Genomic DNA, 16,070 nt, shown 5'->3' on the forward strand with positions numbered 1-16,070 from the left:
AATGGCGGTATTGCGCGGTTTGGCCGCGCCAGAAACAGGGCGATACGCGTGCAGCGTTCCCTTTTGGGCATTGATATCAGGCGATTTTCGCGCTGGCGCAGACGGCGTGAGGTGCAGAACGCGTTGACGCTGAGCATTATTGTGCTTGGCCCTGTGCTGACCGCGCTGACCTTTGTGGTGCTTGGTGGGCCGCTTGATCAAAGCAGCAACAGCCTTGCCCTGCGGCTGATTCTGTTGGCTGACCTGATCTATATCATCGTCGTGGCCGCATTGGTGATGCTGCGTGTGATGCGGATGATCGTGGCGGGCCGCAACAAATCCGCTGGATCACGACTGCACCTGCGATTGACGGGCGTCTTTGCCTTGCTGGCCCTGATCCCCACGATCATTGTCGCGGTCTTTGCGCTGTTGTCGATCAATCTGGGCTTTGAGGGCTGGTTTTCTGAGCGAGTCCAGACGGTTTTGGGAACATCGCTATCTACCGCGCAGGCCTATGAAAACGAGGAGCGCAATGAGCTATTGCGCGACGGCAATGCACTTGCCGCTTTCCTGAACACCGAACGGCAAACCAACTTTTTCATGGAAGATGGCGACGTTCGCCAAGCAATTGGTCGGGTCCAGAACCAGATTGATCGGGGCCTTACAGAGGTGTTTTTCCTGGATGGGACAGGGACGATCCGCACGCGGGGCGCGCGGTCTTATGACTTCAACTATGAACAGCCAACGCAAGATCAATTTGCGCAGGCCGATCTGAACGGCTTTGCCATCATAGAGGATCCCGACAACAACGAGTTCCGCGCGCTGATCCCGCTTGAGACCTTTTTGGACCGTTACATCTATGTGACCCGCGCGGTGGATGGCGAGATTCTGGCGCTGCTTGATGAGACGCAAGAGACATTCTCGCTTTATGAACAGTTGGAACGCGATCGCGGGCGGCTGCTGTTTGGGTTCGGATTCCTCTATTTGGGCTTTGCGGTGATCATGATCCTCGCGGCCACGTGGATGGGGCTGTCTTTTGCGGAACGCCTGTCAGCACCCATCGGGCGGCTTGTCAGCGCATCACAGCGCGTCGGACGTGGCGATCTGGACGTTCAGGTGATTACCGACGACGGTGATGACGAAATCAGCCAGTTGGGCTCGCATTTCAATCAGATGACCACGCAGCTGAAAAGCCAGCGGGAAGAATTGTTGGATGCCAACCGACGATCTGAACGGCGCAGACGGCTGTTTGACAGTGTGCTGTCTTCGGTCACGTCCGGCGTCGTGGGCTTGGATGCAGATGGGCATATCACCTTTGTGAACCCTTCGGCCACACGGCTTTTGGCGGTAGATGACGGGCAAGCGGATGTGGCGCTGGCCGTTGCGGTACCGGAATTCACGCCACTGTTTGACCGCTTGCGGGCAGAGGCGCGGGGCGTAGCGCAGGAACAGGTCAATCTGGTTCGGCAGGGGCAACAGGAAAGTCTGCTGGTGCGTATGGCGCCACGGCTGAATGCCGAAGGGCTTTTGGAAGGCTACGTGGTGGCCTTTGACGATGTGACCGACCTGGTCAGCGCGCAAAGGATGGCGGCGTGGGGCGATGTGGCGCGGCGGATCGCGCATGAGATCAAGAACCCGCTGACGCCCATTCAACTGTCGGCGGAACGCATCAAGCGCAAGTTCCGCTCAGAGGTGCAGGATGATGCGGCGCTAGAGCAGATGACAGATGTGATTGTACGTCAAACCAATGACTTGCGGCGCATTGTTGATGAGTTTTCCAAGTTCGCCCGGATGCCAGAGCCGGAATTGAAAGCGGCCGATCTGGTGGCGATTGTGCGCGACGCTGTGACTTTGCAAAAGGCCGGTCAACCGGATGTGCGGATCGTGTCGGACTTGCCAGATCAGCCCGCGATGACGGATTTGGACAGCACCATGATTTCGCAGGCGTTGACGAACCTAATCAAGAACGCGGGCGAAGCCATTGAAACACTGCGGGAAAAGCAGCCTGAAGTCGAGGTCGTCCCAGAGGTGCGGGTTGCACTGATGCTGACCGAAGATGGTGCGCAGATCACGATTCAAGACAATGGCATCGGCCTGCCGGAAGACCGGGCGCGGCTGTTTGAACCTTACGTCACGTCCCGCGACAAGGGCACAGGCCTGGGCCTGCCCATCGTGAAGAAAATTATCGAAGAGCATGGCGGCACACTGACGCTGACCGATGCTGAACCCTTTGGTGACGGGGCCCGTGTGGGGGCCTGCGCCGTTATTGACCTGCCGTTCAGCCCCGCCGGGGCCGCGGCCAAGAAAATTCCAGCATGAGGACCGACATGGGCGATATTCTGATCACCGACGATGAACGCGATATTCGAGAGCTGATCTCGGACATTCTCAAGGACGAAGGGTACACCACGCGGCTGGCGGCGAATTCCGATCAGTGCATGAAGGAAATCGCATCAGAGCCCCCAGCGCTGATGATCCTGGATATTTGGCTGAAGGACAGCGGGATGGATGGGATCGATATCCTCAAGACAGTGAAGCGTGAACATCCCGACATTCCGATTGTCATCATCTCGGGCCACGGCAACATTGAAATTGCAGTCGCCGCGATCAAGCAGGGTGCTTACGATTTTATCGAAAAACCGTTCAATATCGATCAGTTGATGGTCGTGATCCGACGTGCAATGGAAACCAGCCGCCTGCGTCGCGAGAACGTGGAACTTAAACGGGGCGAAACGGCGACGGCTGAGATGTTGGGCGATAGTGCTGCGTTCCGCGCGCTGAAAGCACAGCTGGACAAGGTCACCAAATCCAATGGCCGGGTTATGTTGACCGGCCCGGCAGGCGCCGGCAAAGAGATCGCTGCGCGCTACATTCACGCGCAATCGAACCGGTCTGGTGCGCCTTTTGTGACGGTTTCCTCGGCCAGTATTGAACCTGACCGGATGGAAGAGGTTCTATTTGGGCGGCAATCAGCGGGCGGGATTGAAAAGGGTCTGTTGGAACAGGCCAATGGCGGTGTCATCTACTTTGACGAAATCGCGGATATGCCTTTGGGAACGCAGTCAAAAATCCTGCGGGTGTTGGTTGATCAGACCTTCAACCGCGTGGGCGGCAGCGACAAGGTGCAAGTCGATTTGCGGGTCGTTTCTTCCACAAACCGCGATTTGCCGACCGAAATAGCGGCAGGCACGTTTCGTGAAGAATTGTATCATCGACTGAACGTTGTCCCGATCCATGTGCCCAGCCTGGAAGAACGACGCGAGGATATTCCGCTTTTGGCCGAGCATTTCATCGGGATGTTCAACAAGAGCCAAGGCTTGCCGCTGCGCGCGCTGGCCGAAGACGCGCGCGCCTTGTTGCAGACGATGCTGTGGCCCGGCAATGTGCGTCAGTTGAAGAACGTCGTGGAACGTGTTCTGATCCTTGGGGAAAATACCGGGGACATTAGCGCCAAAGAGCTACCGGCAAGCGAAGAAGCAGGCGCAGAGGAAGGCCGGATTGTCTTGTCTGGTGGGCTTGCGACATTGCCACTGCGCGAGGCGCGTGAGTTGTTCGAACGCGAGTACCTGCTGACCCAGATCAACCGGTTTGGCGGCAATATCAGCCGCACCGCGTCCTTTGTGGGCATGGAACGATCGGCATTGCATCGCAAGCTGAAGTCGCTGGGTGTGGCCACCACGAATAAGGCTGGCGCACGCGTGGCCTATGTGGAAGGTGATTGACACGCGCCCGCAGGCACGTTTTGACAGGTTCACCGCAACGGGAGTTTTGCGATGAAGGTCATTATTTGCGGCGCAGGTCAGGTCGGCTGGCAAATCGCGCGGCATCTTTCGGGTGAAAAGAACGACGTCACCGTCGTCGACAACAACCCCGAACTTGTGCGCCGCGCCACCGACAGCCTTGATGTGCAGGGGATCGCGGGCCACGCGAGCTATCCCGATATCCTTGAACGGGCAGGGGCGCGGGACGCGGATATGATCATCGCCGCGACCCATTCCGATGAGGTCAACATGGTCACCTGCCAGGTGGCCCATTCGATCTTTGCCGTGCGGCGCAAGATCGCACGCCTGCGGGCGCAAAGTTATCTTGATGCGATCTATTCGGACCTCTATCGCCGCGACCATTTGCCGATTGATGTGGTGATCAGCCCCGAAAAAGAGGTGGCCGAAGCGGCACTGCAGCGACTTGCGGCACCTGCAGCGTTTGACACAGAGAGTTTTCTAGAGGGCCGCGCCCAGCTTTTGGGGATCACGATCGAGGATGATTGCCCGGTGATCAACACGCCATTGCGGCAGTTGACCGACCTGTTTTCGACCCTGCGCGCGATTGTGGTTGGCATTCGGCGCGAGGGGGTGCTTTTCGTGCCAGCGGCGAATGATCAGATTTTTGCCGGTGATGAGGTCTATTTGTTCACCGAGACAGAGGACATGAACCGGTCGCTGGAAATCTTTGGCAAGACCCAGCGCAAGCAGGAACGCATTGTGATTATCGGCGGCGGCAATGTGGGCCTTGCAGTTGCACAGGCGCTTGAAGCGCGGACAGATCGGTTGCGGGTGCGGGTCATCGAAAAGGGCCGCCAATGCGCCGAGGATGCCGCTGACGCGCTGGACCGGACCATAGTTCTTAACGGTGACGGATTGGATTCCGCGTTGTTAGAAGAGGCCGGGGTCGGGAACGCCGATGCTATTCTGGCGCTGACCAATGACGACAAGACCAACCTTCTGGCCTCTGTTCGGGCCAAGGGGATGGGGGCGCCGATGGCGATCACTTTGATCAATGACCCCACGTTGGTGCCGCTGATGGGGCCGCTGGATATTGATGCCTATATCAACCCGCGCGCCACAACGGTGTCATCGATCCTGCGCCATGTGCGGCACGGTCGTGTGCGCGGTGTCTATTCCATCGGCGATGCCGAGGCCGAGGTGATTGAGGCGCAGGTTTTGGGCACGTCCCCGATTGCGGGCCAGAAAATCCGCGATATCAACTTCCCCGAAGGGACGCTGGTGGGGAGCTTGATGACCCCCAAGGGCCTTGTGAAACCCAAAGGCGATACCCGCATCAATGAAGGCGACGTGATCGCCATTTTTGCAATGGCCGACGACGTGCCAGAGGTTGAACGGCTCTTGCAGGTCACCATCGACTTTTTCTGATGATGGCGCGCCTGACAGACCTGCCGTTTTTTGTGCTGCTGATGGGGCTGGGTGCGCTGGCCATGCTGGTACCTGCGGTGCATGGGCTGGTGATGGAAGACTACCAGACGATGCGGGTCTTCTTTTATGGCACCATCCTGTTCGGTTTCCTGACCCTGGTTTTGGGTCTGGCGACGGCAGGTTATGCGCCCCGGTCTGTCGCACGCAGTCAGTTGATCACCCTTATCGGGTCCTTTGCGGGCTTGCCGGTCTTATTTGCAATCCCGTTTTACGAGGCAGTGGGGAATACCAGTTATCTGGATGCCTGGTTTGAAATGGTGTCCAGCTTCACCACCACGGGTGCGACGGTTTATGACGGATCGGGGCGGCTGACGCCGTCGCAACACCTGTGGCGCGCGACCGTTGGTTGGCTGGGTGGATTGCTGGTCTGGGTGACAGCGGTGGCGATTTTTGCACCGATGAACCTTGGGGGGTTTGAAGTGCGCGCAAAAGGCGGCGTCGGGCGCGGGGCCGGGGGCGTCTTCAGCCAATTTGGCCATGCCATCGACCCATCAGAGCGGCTGACCCGTTTTGCGCTGCAACTGACCCCGATCTACACAGCACTGACGGCGGCACTTTGGCTTGGCTTGGTGATGCTGGGCGAGGTGCCTTACATTGCGCTGTGCCATGCCATGGCGGTGCTGTCGACATCGGGCATTTCACCTATCGGCGGGTTCTATTTTGCGGCCTCTGGCATCTGGGGAGAGGTGCTGATCTTTGCATTCTTTGTCTTCGCAATCTCGCGCCTGACGTTTTCGCCCGCCAATGGGCTGGACCGCGATGGTAAATTGATCCGCGACCCAGAGGTTCAAGTGGCGATTGCCTTGATCCTTGGCTCAACAGCGCTGCTTTACGGACGGCATTTTCTGGGCTCGATTGATGAGGAAACAGCGATCGCGCAACCCGGTGCGTTTGAGGCGCTTTGGGGGACGGTGTTTACGGTGACGTCATTCCTGACAACCACGGGGTTTGAATCGCGCCATTGGCTGGGTGCTGCACAATGGTCAGGGTTGGATACGCCCGGCCTTTTTCTGGTGGGGCTTGCATTGATCGGCGGCGGTGTGGCGACGACGGCGGGTGGGGTCAAGCTGCTGCGGGTCTACGCGCTTTATCGCCATAGCGAGCGCGAGTTGGAACGCCTGTTGCATCCATCATCCGTCGGTGGCGGCGGAGCAGAGGCGCGGCGCGTGCGCAAGCAAGGGGCCTATATATCTTGGGTGTTTTTCATGCTGTTTGCGATCAGCGTGGCGGCCGTGATGGTGTTGCTGTCGTTGACTGGCGTGCAGTTTGAAACAACGATGGTGCTGGCGGTGGCGGCCTTGTCCACGACGGGGCCGTTGGCCAGCATCGCGGCTGAAAACCCGATTGCCTATTCGGGCATTCCCGATCTTGCCAAGGCGATCCTTGCTGCGGCAATGGTGTTGGGCAGATTGGAAACGCTGGCAATCATTGCACTTTTTAATCCCGAAATCTGGCGGAAATAGCGCCGCATATTTGGGCTTTCACATCCGTGGCCGGCGCGACATACTGGTCATCTGTAATATTGGGGGTCGGCTGATCGGCAGCCGCAAGAATAAGAAGCCGCTCCTAAGGAGCGCAAAAAGAAGAAAAGGACTTTTGACATGGCGTCAGATAAAGCCAACCTGCAGGACGCATTCCTGAATCATGTACGCAAGACCAAAGTCCCGGTGACCATTTTTTTGGTCAACGGTGTCAAACTACAGGGTGTGATCACCTGGTTTGACAGTTTCTGTGTGCTGCTGCGCCGCGATGGTCAGTCCCAACTGGTCTATAAGTCTGCGATTTCCACGATCATGCCCTCGCAGCCGATCAGCCTGTATGAAGGCGAAGAATAGCTTTGCTTGAACACGACAAGCCCGTCACGCGGGCTTGGGTGCTGCACCCGACTGTAAAATCCGATCAAGATGCGCGCGACCCGGACGCGGCCTTGGCCGAAGGTGTGTCGCTGGCTGCTGCCCTGCCGGATCTGGTTGTGCTGGGTCAGGATGTGGTGCGCCTGCCACGCATCCACCCGGGTAAGTTATTCGGGAAAGGCAAAATTGAAGAGCTGGCCGCCCGGTTCAAGGCCGAGGACGTGGAGCTGGTGCTGATTGATGGTCCTGTCAGCCCGGTGCAACAGCGCAATTTGGAACAGGAATGGAACCTCAAGATCCTTGATCGGACGTCACTGATTTTGGAAATCTTCAGCGACCGGGCCCGCACCGCCGAAGGTGTGTTGCAGGTTGAAATGGCGGCATTGACCTATCAGCGTACGCGGCTGGTGCGCGCCTGGACCCACCTTGAACGTCAGCGTGGCGGATTGGGATTTGTGGGCGGACCCGGAGAGACGCAGATCGAGGCCGACCGCCGCGCCATCGACATGCAGTTGAACGCCTTGCGCAAGCAGTTGGACAAGGTTGTGAAGACAAGAACGCTGCACCGGGCGGGCCGCGCCAAAGTGCCGTTCCCAATTGTGGCCCTTGTGGGCTACACCAACGCCGGTAAATCAACATTGTTTAACCGGCTGACCGGGGCAGAGGTTTTTGCCAAGGACATGCTTTTTGCCACGCTTGACCCTACGATGCGCAAGATCCTGCTGGAGACCGGGGATGAGGTGATCATGTCCGACACAGTTGGTTTTATCTCGGATCTGCCGACCGAGCTTGTCGCCGCATTCCGGGCAACCTTGGAAGAAGTGCTTGATGCCAACCTAATTGTGCATGTGCGCGACATTAGCCATCCTCAATCAGAGGAACAGGCACAGGATGTTCATGCGATCCTCTCGTCGTTGGGGGTAGCTGAGAATGCGCCGGTGATCGAGGTCTGGAACAAGATCGATCAGCTGTCCGTTGAAGACCGCGCTGGCGTCGTGGAAACGGCGGCGCGGACGGACAACCTTTTTGCGATTTCCGCAATGACCGGTGAAGGGCAGGCCGCTTTGGCGGCAGGCATTGCAGATGCGACAAAGGACCCACGGACCCATGAAGATATTGCACTGGGATTTGAAGAAGGGCGCGCACGCGCCTGGCTGTTTGAACAAGGTGTGGTTATTGGAGAAACGCAGACCGACGCAGGTTATGCGCTGACTGTCTATTGGACCAAGCTTCAGAAAGAACGCTTTGCTAAACTATTAGTCACGACAGGCCAGTAGCGACGGCGGTTGAGTCAACATGCCCAGAACCTACCGAACTGTCGGGTGTTGATAGAGGTGCAAAGGTTCAAGCGGCGAAAGGGGTTGGGGTATCGGATTCCAGCACCATGCGCGCGCGACCGGACGACTTGGCGGCGTAAAGTGCCTTGTCGGCACGTTCAAAAAGGGTGCTGCTAGTCTCGCCGCCCCGCAATTGGGCGGCGCCAATGGACAATGTTACGTCAAATGTGTCGCCGCTATCCGGTGCCACGACGGAAATGGGCGCTGACAAGCGAATGCCAAGGGAATGCATGTCTGCAGAGCTCAATGGCGGGATCAGCGCGCCGAATTCTTCACCACCCAATCGACCAAGTGCCGTGGACTGATCGAGGATCACACGCATTTGCGCGGCGATCCGCACCAGGCAGGCGTCGCCGGCCGCGTGGCCGTGAGTGTCATTCACCCGTTTGAAATGGTCCGCATCCAAGAGTAGGAGATGTCCCAAGGAACCTTGGTGAATAGCTTCTTCCAATTCGGCCATGAAGGCACGCCGGTTGGGCAATTCAGTCAAAACGTCGGTGGCGGCAAGGGCCGCCAGACGGTCATGCAGGGATTCCATATGCGAAACGATCCACATCCCGATCATCAGGAAAGGCGCAGCGACAATCGCAGTAATGACCAATTCATCGGCGATACGATCGGGGTTGATGCCTGAGACAGCGGCTTCGGCGGTAAAGCGCAAAGCGTAGACCAATAGAAAAGTAATGGCTGGTTTATAGAGAAGCTGGCGCCGGGTCCGCACAGACAACAGCATCAATAGCCCGTTAAATATCAGACGCAGCACCATGCGGGGGACTAAATGGCAAAAACGTTAAGTATTAGTTTCCGGCATTCAGCGGTTGCAATGTCGTAACCCCTAGCGCTGCGGCACGGGCCAGTTCGGGATCAAGTGACATCGGGATATATTCGCCACGACGCCAGAGCTCTCCTAGATTATCATAGTAGCGGCTTAGGAAATGGCCCGATTGTCCGGTTGCAGTGACAAATACGCTGCTATCGGGATCGGCAAAGTCATAGACACCACGATAGCCCGCAGCATGCACATTCTGAAACGGTTCTGGTCCAGTGCCTGATGTGCGGCCCCTTTGCAGTGTATTGTCGCCACCGCTGGTCGACTGGCGGATGTTCACAAACCAGTTCAACACCGGCACCTCACCCAGCACAGGATGGTCCTGAATGGCCTGATGGGCCTGACCCCACCGCAATGCTTCGACGGTGCCGCCGTAGGTTTCATCAATCCAGACAAGCGCATCGTCCAGTGCCAGCCGGGCAATATCAGTGCAGGTTTCCAACGGGGCCGATTGCAGTACATCGCACCAGATGCTGGCGCCGTCGACATCGCGGAACACCCGTTCGATAAAAATCGGCTCCACATGGGTAAATTCGGCCGCCAGCGGCCCCATCTCGTCACGGATCAGCCGGGCCTGCAGCTGCCGCACCCAGGCGGCATAGATCAGCGGCTCCGGCAGATGCTCGTTCATCTCACCATTCCAGTTCGCCAAAAGTTCGAGCGCGATCTGTCGGCGGCGTTCGGGGGTGCCATCGGGTGCGGCTTCGCCTGTGAACCAAAGGTCGGCCCCGATCAGCGGCAGCAGAGCGCGGGCTGTAAAGCTGACAGTGTCCAGCTGTGCTTCGATAAAGCTTTCGCGGGTATGAACCTCGCGCGCTTGCATCAGTCGCCGCCAACGGTTGATGCGTTGGGTGTCGCCCCATTCAAATGAGACGTGTTCAGGGAAGGGGCGGTCGATGCTTTTGTTGTTTGTGTTCCCGATGATGCCGCCTTCGGGGTCTAGGATGCTTGGGTTGGTGTCAGAGGGCAGCATCCCTTGCCAGCGGTTTTCCGGCAAGTAGCCATAGGCGGGCAGACGGCCTTGGCTTTGGTGATTGATGTCCCGCTTGGGCATCGCCCCGATCGTGACCATTGCAATGCTGTTGCGGTCGGCCATGATCATGTTCTGACTTGGGGCAATATAGGCGGCGGCAGCCGCGCGCGCCGCTTCAACGGTGCGCGCCTGCATCACAGCCAAACCAGAGGACATGGTGGTGTCGGCAGGCGAAAGTGCTGTCCACCCGATGCTAGTCACATGACCGGGCGGGGTGATCGCACCCAGATCATATTGATCGCCGGGCATCACTGGGCCGTTGTCAGTCCAGCGCAGCTGCAAGGTGACGGCGGCGCTGTCCTTAATCACCACAATGCTGTCGCGGGTCTCAAACGGCTTCCAACCCGTGGGCGTGCGGTATTCGGTCGGGTTGTCGGGGTTGAGCTCTTCGATAAAGACGTCCTGATCGTCCAGATAGCTGCTGGTGATCCCCCAGCCCAGATCAGCGCTGCGCCCGGTCAGCACGATTGGGACGCCTGGAATTGTGCCGCCTATGACACCACCTGTTTCCAGTTCAAGCCGGGCCAGATACCAAACCGTGGGTGCGGTCAGCCCCAGATGCGGGTCATTGGCCAAGAGGGTTGCGCCCGCGGCAGAGCGGGTCACTCCAGCGGTCCAAGCATTAGAGGCACCGGCCAGCGCCCGCGGTTTGATCGGGGACAGCGGGTCAAAGGGCGCGCGGCTGTTGGCGGCATAGCGCGGGACACCGTCGATCAGTTGCGCATATTCAGGGAGGGCCGCAATGCCCATGCCAGGATCATCGGGCAAAAGATCGGCCAGTCGTTCAGGCGGCAGCATCAAAGAGGCGCGGGCGCGGATCACTTCGTGTTCAAGATGCGAAGACAGTTGCAGGGCCATTAGTTTGATGATTGCAATGCTGTCCGCGGGTTGCCACGGCGCGACGGGATGGTTGAACAGCCACATCTCTGGCGCGCCGCGTCCCAGCGCACCTTTGTTCACTTCGGCCAGCCAACCGTTGACGCCAGCGGCATAGGCATCCAGTGCCCCTGTGGTCTGCGCGTCTTGTGCCGAGACGGATTTGACGGCGGCACCGTAGATGTCAAAACGTCGAATAACGCTGTCGATCGGCAAGGTGCGCGCGCCAAAGAGTTCGGACAGGCGCCCCTGTGCCGTGCGACGCAGCATTGTCATTTGCCACAACCGGTCTTGGGCATGGGCATAGCCAAGAGCATAGAAGACATCGCGGTCGGTGCTGCCGAAGATGTGCGGCACGTTGGCGTTGTCGCGCACAATTTCCACCGGCGCGGAAATCTCTGCGATCTGATAGGTCGCGTCGTAGTCTGGCAAGGACCGGCTGGCGAAATACCATGCCAGCAGCACGGCCGCGACGCCCAGCAGGATCAGGCCAGAGGTAATCCGCAACAACCACCGAAAAATCAACGCCATTGCGGCCCCCATTACACACGACTTGGAGGCTCTTTTAGCGGTTCAGAGGTTGACCCACAACGCGCCAATGGCCACTGCCGCCTCGACCGCAAAATAGATCCACTTCTTGGTGCTTTGCCCATCAAGGACCAGCGAGGTGCCGCGCCCGATTGCGGCCCCGGCCCAAGCAAAGCCAAGTATCGCATAGGCGTCTGCTGATCCGATAATCAGCGCGCCAACCCCCAATCCCACGAATAATGCGCCGACGCTGGCGCGTACTTCGGAGGCGCCCATGCTGGTCTTACCGGGCGTCAGGTCAAGCGCGCCCATCGTATAGGCCGGTGCCAGCCAGCCAAAGCAGCCAAGCCCGATGCTGAGCAGGGCGAAGATGATGTTGAGGATGTCCATTGCCTCTCCGTTTTGGTTGGTACGTCTGGCCGGGCGTGCTGGTTCAGTGGCCGCCCGACTTGCGCCAGACCGAGACGTGGCTTGTGCTATCACGGGTGAAGGGCGACATATCCCAATCGGCCCACCGGACCTCTGGCACAAAACCGGCCATTTTGGCCATGACGTCCATTTCCGCAGGCCAGCAATAGCGGAATGGAATTGACAGGCGGCGATCTTGGCCGTCAATCGGGCGGATGTGATGCGACGTGTAGGTTTGCGTGACCACGTCAAATTCGTCGATGCCCCAGTGGGCATCCGTGCAATCATTTGCGAGCAACGTTTGGCCCGCAGGCAGTTTCTGGATGGGGGGCACAAGCGTTTCGACGACAAAGCAACCGCCCGGTTGTAAGTGATCAAAGGCATTTTGAAAGCAGGCGATCTGGGCGTCCTGCGTTGTAAGGTTGTCGATGGTGTTGAACACCAGAAAGACCAAGGCAAAGTTACCAGCGACCTGTGTCGTCGTCATATCTCCGATGGCGATGTCCATCGGTGCGCCGATCTCTTTTTTGCGCAGCTCTGCGACCATGGCCTGCGAAAGTTCAATGCCGGCAACCTTGGTGCCTGCGGTCTGCAGGGGCAAGGCAATGCGTCCGGTGCCGATCGCAAATTCCAGCGCTGCTCCGCCTGCGGCCAATTCGTGCAGACGCGCGACAACCTGCGGGATGGAGGCATCTGACGGCGCGCCATGTACGGCATCATAGGTGGCAGCCACCTCTGCATCAAAAAAGCCATCGTCTTGCATGATCTGTTCCCTCACAGCCTGTCCGCGACATTCAGCGCAGATCAGCCAAAGAGTGCAAGGCGCGGGTTAGCCGCCGTAGACCATCAGTGCCACAACCAAGGCGCCGGGGTTGGCTTGATAAAGTCCCAGATCGCGCTGCATTTGCAAGACGCGGGCAGGGCGGTCGGCATCGGGGATGCGCGCGGTATCCATCGCCTCGGTCAGGACAGGACCACCGCCATTGCGGATATCTTGCAGGATCTGGTCGAAGTTTGATTTTACGATCACTTCCACCTGACCGCGCCGCTGGTTATAGGCCGCATTCTCTGCCGCCGTAGAGAGCCCCGTGATGGGCAGCAAAAGGGGATTACCGATGTGATTGGCGTCGCCTGAGCACGCGGCCAGGACGGTGAGTGACAAAAGCGCGCGGCGCATGTGATTTGCCTTTCGAACGGGGTTGACTTGAACGCGATACGGTCACATAAGCCGCCATCCGGGCAAGGACCTTGTCCGGGCTTATGCTGATATTCGCCTACGGGCGCGCAGTTGCCAGGCACCAAACGGCCCCAAGGGGCGGCCTCGGACCGACGCGAAAGACAAAGGAAGACGATATGTTTGCGGTTCTCAAAACCGGCGGCAAGCAGTACAAAGTGGCCTCTGGCGACGTTCTGCGTGTCGAAAAGCTCAACGCTGAAGCGGGTGAGCAAATCCAATTCAACGATATTTTGATGGTTGGCGACACCGTGGGCACCCCCACAGTGGCAGGTGCTGGCGTGCAGGCGACCGTGATCGACCAGATCAAGGGCCCTAAGACGATCAACTTCGTCAAGCGTCGTCGTAAGCACAGCTCGCAGCGCAAGAAAGGCCACCGCCAGCAGCTGACGCTGGTGCGGATCGGCGACATCTTGGAAAAGGGTGCTGACAAATCCGGCGTGAAGGCTGCTGTGTCCGGCAAGGGCATGGCTGTGTCGGCCGCCGCTGTGGCAGTTGCCACCAAAGCCGCACCAAAGAAAGCGGCCAAGAAGGCGGAAGCCCCGAAAGCTGAAAAGCCCAAGGCCGAAAAGCCGAAAGCTGCCCCCAAGGCCAAGGCCGCACCGAAGGCCGATGCCGCAGCTGACGATCTTAAGCAGTTGTCGGGCGTTGGCCCCGCGCTTGAGAAGAAGCTGCACGCCGCTGGTGTGACCACATTTGCACAAATCGCAGCATGGACCGATGCGGACGTTGCTGCTATGGACGAGAAACTGTCGTTCAAAGGCCGTATCGAGCGTGAAGGCTGGATCGCTCAGGCCAAAGAACTGGCGAAGTAAGGAGAGAGACCAATGGCACACAAAAAAGCAGGCGGCTCATCCCGTAACGGGCGCGACTCAGCCGGTCGTCGCCTTGGCGTCAAGAAATTCGGCGGTGAAGTTGTCATTCCTGGCAACATCATCATGCGTCAGCGCGGCACCAAGATGTGGCCGGGCGCAGGCGTTGGCATGGGCAAAGACCACACAATCTTTGCAACTGCCGAAGGTGCTGTGAAATTCCACAAAGGCCTCAAAGGCCGCACCTTTATTTCGGTCCTGCCGGTGGCGGAGGCCGCTGAGTAAACCGAAAACCTGATAACACGTTCAAAGGGGGATCGGTGCAAACCGGTCCCCTTATCTTTTTGGTGACCCGTTCCCATCTAGGAATAGGACGCGGCACCAAATGCCTTCGGAGGAAATGACATGATGCATGAAACCGTGACTGACCAGCCCAGCTATGTCGCTGACCGCTTCGTGCTGCGCCCGCTGCGCCTGTCTGACACCGGTCTTGTGACCATGTATGCCTCGGACGAGAAACTTGCCCGGGCCACGGCCTCTATCCCGCATCCGCTGCCGCCGGGCACAATCGAGAACATGATCAAGCGGGCGCAACTGCCCGACCGGTCAGAGGATATCTGGGTGCTTGACGGCTCTGCCAGCGATCACGCCGAGGTTCTGGGCCTGATTTCCTTGCGCAAGATGGATCGTGCGCAATCCGAAGTCTTTTACTGGATCGCGCCTGCGTTCTGGAATGTCGGATTTGCGACCGAAGCCGTACGCACCCTGCTGACCGCCAACCCGCATAGTGCCGCGCAATACTTTGCCGAAGCGTTTCAGGACAATCCGGGCTCTGCCCGTGTCTTGACGAATTCCGGATTTGATTACCTTGGCGATGCAGAAGCTTTCAGCATCGCGCGCAGTGCGGTGGTGCCCACATGGACTTACATGCTGAAAACTGGCCTCTGACGCCCATTCTGACGACGCCGCGTTTCACGCTGCGTCCCTACGCGCCCAGTGACCGCGATGCGGCGGTGCGCGTACTGAACGACTATGACGTTACCAGATGGCTGACGATGGTCCCTTGGCCCTATCAGCCGCGTGACTTTGACTGGTTTCTGAACAGTTTCATTCCCGACACCCAGCATGTCGTCTGGGTGATCGACGGGGGTAACGGGCTTTTGGGCGCAATCAGCGTTGTCTCGGAACTCGGCTATTGGCTGGACTCCGCGCACCACGGGCAGGGCATCATGACAGAAGTCGCCACAGCCGCCATTGATTGGTATTTCACACAAGAGCACGACGAACTGACCTCGGGCTATATCCTTGGCAACCGGCCCTCCGCAGCTGTTCTGCGCAAACTTGGGTTTCAGGACACGCATATCAATCGCGATGTGACCACTGCGCGAGGAGAAACGGTCGACATTCAACGCGTTGCGTTGACGCGCGCCGATTGGCAGGCCCGCAATGTCTGAAACCTATCGCTCTATCCGACCTGCGGATTATGACGACCTATATGCGCTTGCCTCTCGTTGGGAAGTTGTGCGCCAATTGGGCGGCTGGAAATGGCCGCCCGATCCGGTACAAATCCGCGAACGGTCCAAACCTTACGACGGCGATGGCTTTGTCTGGGCGATTTGCCGTGATGACCGGCTGATCGGCACTATTAGTGTGACGCGCGGCGATCTGGGCTATGCGCTACACCCCGATCATCAGGGTCAAGGCGTTATGGGCCGGGCGACGCGCAAGGCCGTTGCCACAGCCTTTTCCGGCAGCGACCGGGATCACATCACCGGCTCAACTTGGCATGATAATCCGGCCTCAGCGCGGGTGCTGGAACGGCTGGGTTTTGTCCATTGGCAAACTGTCTATATCCGCTCTATCGCCCGTGGTCTGCCGACGCTGGTTCATCAGCGTCGCTTGACCCGTGCTGCTTGGCAGACGCTTGAGAAGCGCCAGCAACTAGCTTAAGCGGCACCTAACCAATCGAAA

The 16,070-nt window shown here is 58.6% G+C and carries 16 protein-coding genes; 11 read left to right on the forward strand and 5 right to left on the reverse strand.

Annotated features, from left to right (window positions below; genetic code table 11):
• Positions 1-48: 48 nt before the first annotated feature.
• From AB3Y40_RS07255 to hflX, 6 genes are all read left to right on the forward strand, one after another.
• A complete protein-coding gene (locus AB3Y40_RS07255) occupies positions 49-2,298 on the forward strand; it encodes a sensor histidine kinase NtrY-like (RefSeq protein WP_369438125.1) in 2,250 nt (749 codons plus the stop codon).
• Positions 2,299-2,306: 8 nt separating this feature from the next.
• Positions 2,307-3,701, forward strand: a complete 1,395-nt coding sequence (ntrX, locus tag AB3Y40_RS07260; RefSeq protein WP_369438126.1) for a nitrogen assimilation response regulator NtrX — start codon at positions 2,307-2,309, stop codon at positions 3,699-3,701.
• A gap of 51 nt (positions 3,702-3,752) precedes the next feature.
• Positions 3,753-5,129 carry a Trk system potassium transporter TrkA gene (gene trkA, locus AB3Y40_RS07265; RefSeq protein ID WP_369438127.1) on the forward strand — a complete coding sequence of 459 codons (1,377 nt, stop codon included), beginning with the start codon at positions 3,753-3,755 and terminating at the stop codon, positions 5,127-5,129.
• The gene (locus tag AB3Y40_RS07270; RefSeq protein ID WP_459553970.1) at positions 5,129-6,652 is read left to right on the forward strand and encodes a TrkH family potassium uptake protein; all 1,524 of its coding nucleotides are present in this window, start codon (positions 5,129-5,131) and stop codon (positions 6,650-6,652) included. Before trkA ends, AB3Y40_RS07270 begins: the two co-directional genes overlap by 1 nt.
• Before the next feature lie 138 nt (positions 6,653-6,790).
• Complete coding sequence (gene hfq, locus AB3Y40_RS07275; RefSeq protein ID WP_072855560.1) at positions 6,791-7,024, forward strand: RNA chaperone Hfq; 234 nt, start codon at positions 6,791-6,793, stop codon at positions 7,022-7,024.
• Between the two features lie 2 nt (positions 7,025-7,026).
• A complete protein-coding gene (hflX, locus tag AB3Y40_RS07280) occupies positions 7,027-8,319 on the forward strand; it encodes a GTPase HflX (RefSeq protein ID WP_459553971.1) in 1,293 nt (430 codons plus the stop codon).
• 67 nt (positions 8,320-8,386) lie between these two features.
• Here the strand turns inward: hflX and AB3Y40_RS07285 are convergent, their stop codons facing one another.
• The 5 genes from AB3Y40_RS07285 to AB3Y40_RS07305 form a co-directional block, all read right to left on the reverse strand.
• Positions 8,387-9,145, reverse strand: a complete 759-nt coding sequence (locus tag AB3Y40_RS07285; RefSeq protein ID WP_369438130.1) for a GGDEF domain-containing protein — start codon at positions 9,143-9,145, stop codon at positions 8,387-8,389.
• A gap of 31 nt (positions 9,146-9,176) precedes the next feature.
• The gene (locus AB3Y40_RS07290) at positions 9,177-11,648 is read right to left on the reverse strand and encodes a penicillin acylase family protein (RefSeq protein ID WP_369438131.1); all 2,472 of its coding nucleotides are present in this window, start codon (positions 11,646-11,648) and stop codon (positions 9,177-9,179) included.
• A 42-nt stretch (positions 11,649-11,690) separates the two neighbouring features.
• Positions 11,691-12,035 (reverse strand): DUF4345 family protein, encoded by a 345-nt coding sequence (locus AB3Y40_RS07295; RefSeq protein WP_369438132.1) that lies wholly within the window; start codon positions 12,033-12,035, stop codon positions 11,691-11,693.
• A gap of 43 nt (positions 12,036-12,078) precedes the next feature.
• A complete protein-coding gene (locus tag AB3Y40_RS07300) occupies positions 12,079-12,816 on the reverse strand; it encodes a class I SAM-dependent DNA methyltransferase (protein ID WP_369438133.1) in 738 nt (245 codons plus the stop codon).
• 66 nt (positions 12,817-12,882) lie between these two features.
• On the reverse strand, positions 12,883-13,230 hold the full coding sequence (locus tag AB3Y40_RS07305) for a hypothetical protein (protein WP_369438134.1): 348 nt from the start codon (positions 13,228-13,230) through the stop codon (positions 12,883-12,885).
• A gap of 176 nt (positions 13,231-13,406) precedes the next feature.
• On the opposite strand from AB3Y40_RS07305, the gene AB3Y40_RS07310 reads away from it, so the two are divergent.
• From AB3Y40_RS07310 to AB3Y40_RS07330, 5 genes are all read left to right on the forward strand, one after another.
• Positions 13,407-14,102 carry a 50S ribosomal protein L21 gene (locus AB3Y40_RS07310; RefSeq protein ID WP_369438135.1) on the forward strand — a complete coding sequence of 232 codons (696 nt, stop codon included), beginning with the start codon at positions 13,407-13,409 and terminating at the stop codon, positions 14,100-14,102.
• A gap of 12 nt (positions 14,103-14,114) precedes the next feature.
• Positions 14,115-14,384: a 50S ribosomal protein L27 gene (rpmA, locus tag AB3Y40_RS07315; protein ID WP_369438136.1), complete on the forward strand. Its 270-nt coding sequence runs from the start codon at positions 14,115-14,117 to the stop codon at positions 14,382-14,384.
• Positions 14,385-14,504: 120 nt separating this feature from the next.
• Positions 14,505-15,047: a GNAT family N-acetyltransferase gene (locus AB3Y40_RS07320; protein ID WP_369438137.1), complete on the forward strand. Its 543-nt coding sequence runs from the start codon at positions 14,505-14,507 to the stop codon at positions 15,045-15,047.
• On the forward strand, positions 15,017-15,553 hold the full coding sequence (locus AB3Y40_RS07325) for a GNAT family N-acetyltransferase (protein WP_369438138.1): 537 nt from the start codon (positions 15,017-15,019) through the stop codon (positions 15,551-15,553). Before AB3Y40_RS07320 ends, AB3Y40_RS07325 begins: the two co-directional genes overlap by 31 nt.
• Positions 15,546-16,049, forward strand: a complete 504-nt coding sequence (locus AB3Y40_RS07330) for a GNAT family N-acetyltransferase (RefSeq protein ID WP_369438139.1) — start codon at positions 15,546-15,548, stop codon at positions 16,047-16,049. Before AB3Y40_RS07325 ends, AB3Y40_RS07330 begins: the two co-directional genes overlap by 8 nt.
• The last annotated feature ends 21 nt before the right edge of the window (positions 16,050-16,070 follow it).

Source organism: Yoonia sp. R2331 (assembly GCF_041103235.1).
GTDB lineage: Bacteria > Pseudomonadota > Alphaproteobacteria > Rhodobacterales > Rhodobacteraceae > CANMYO01.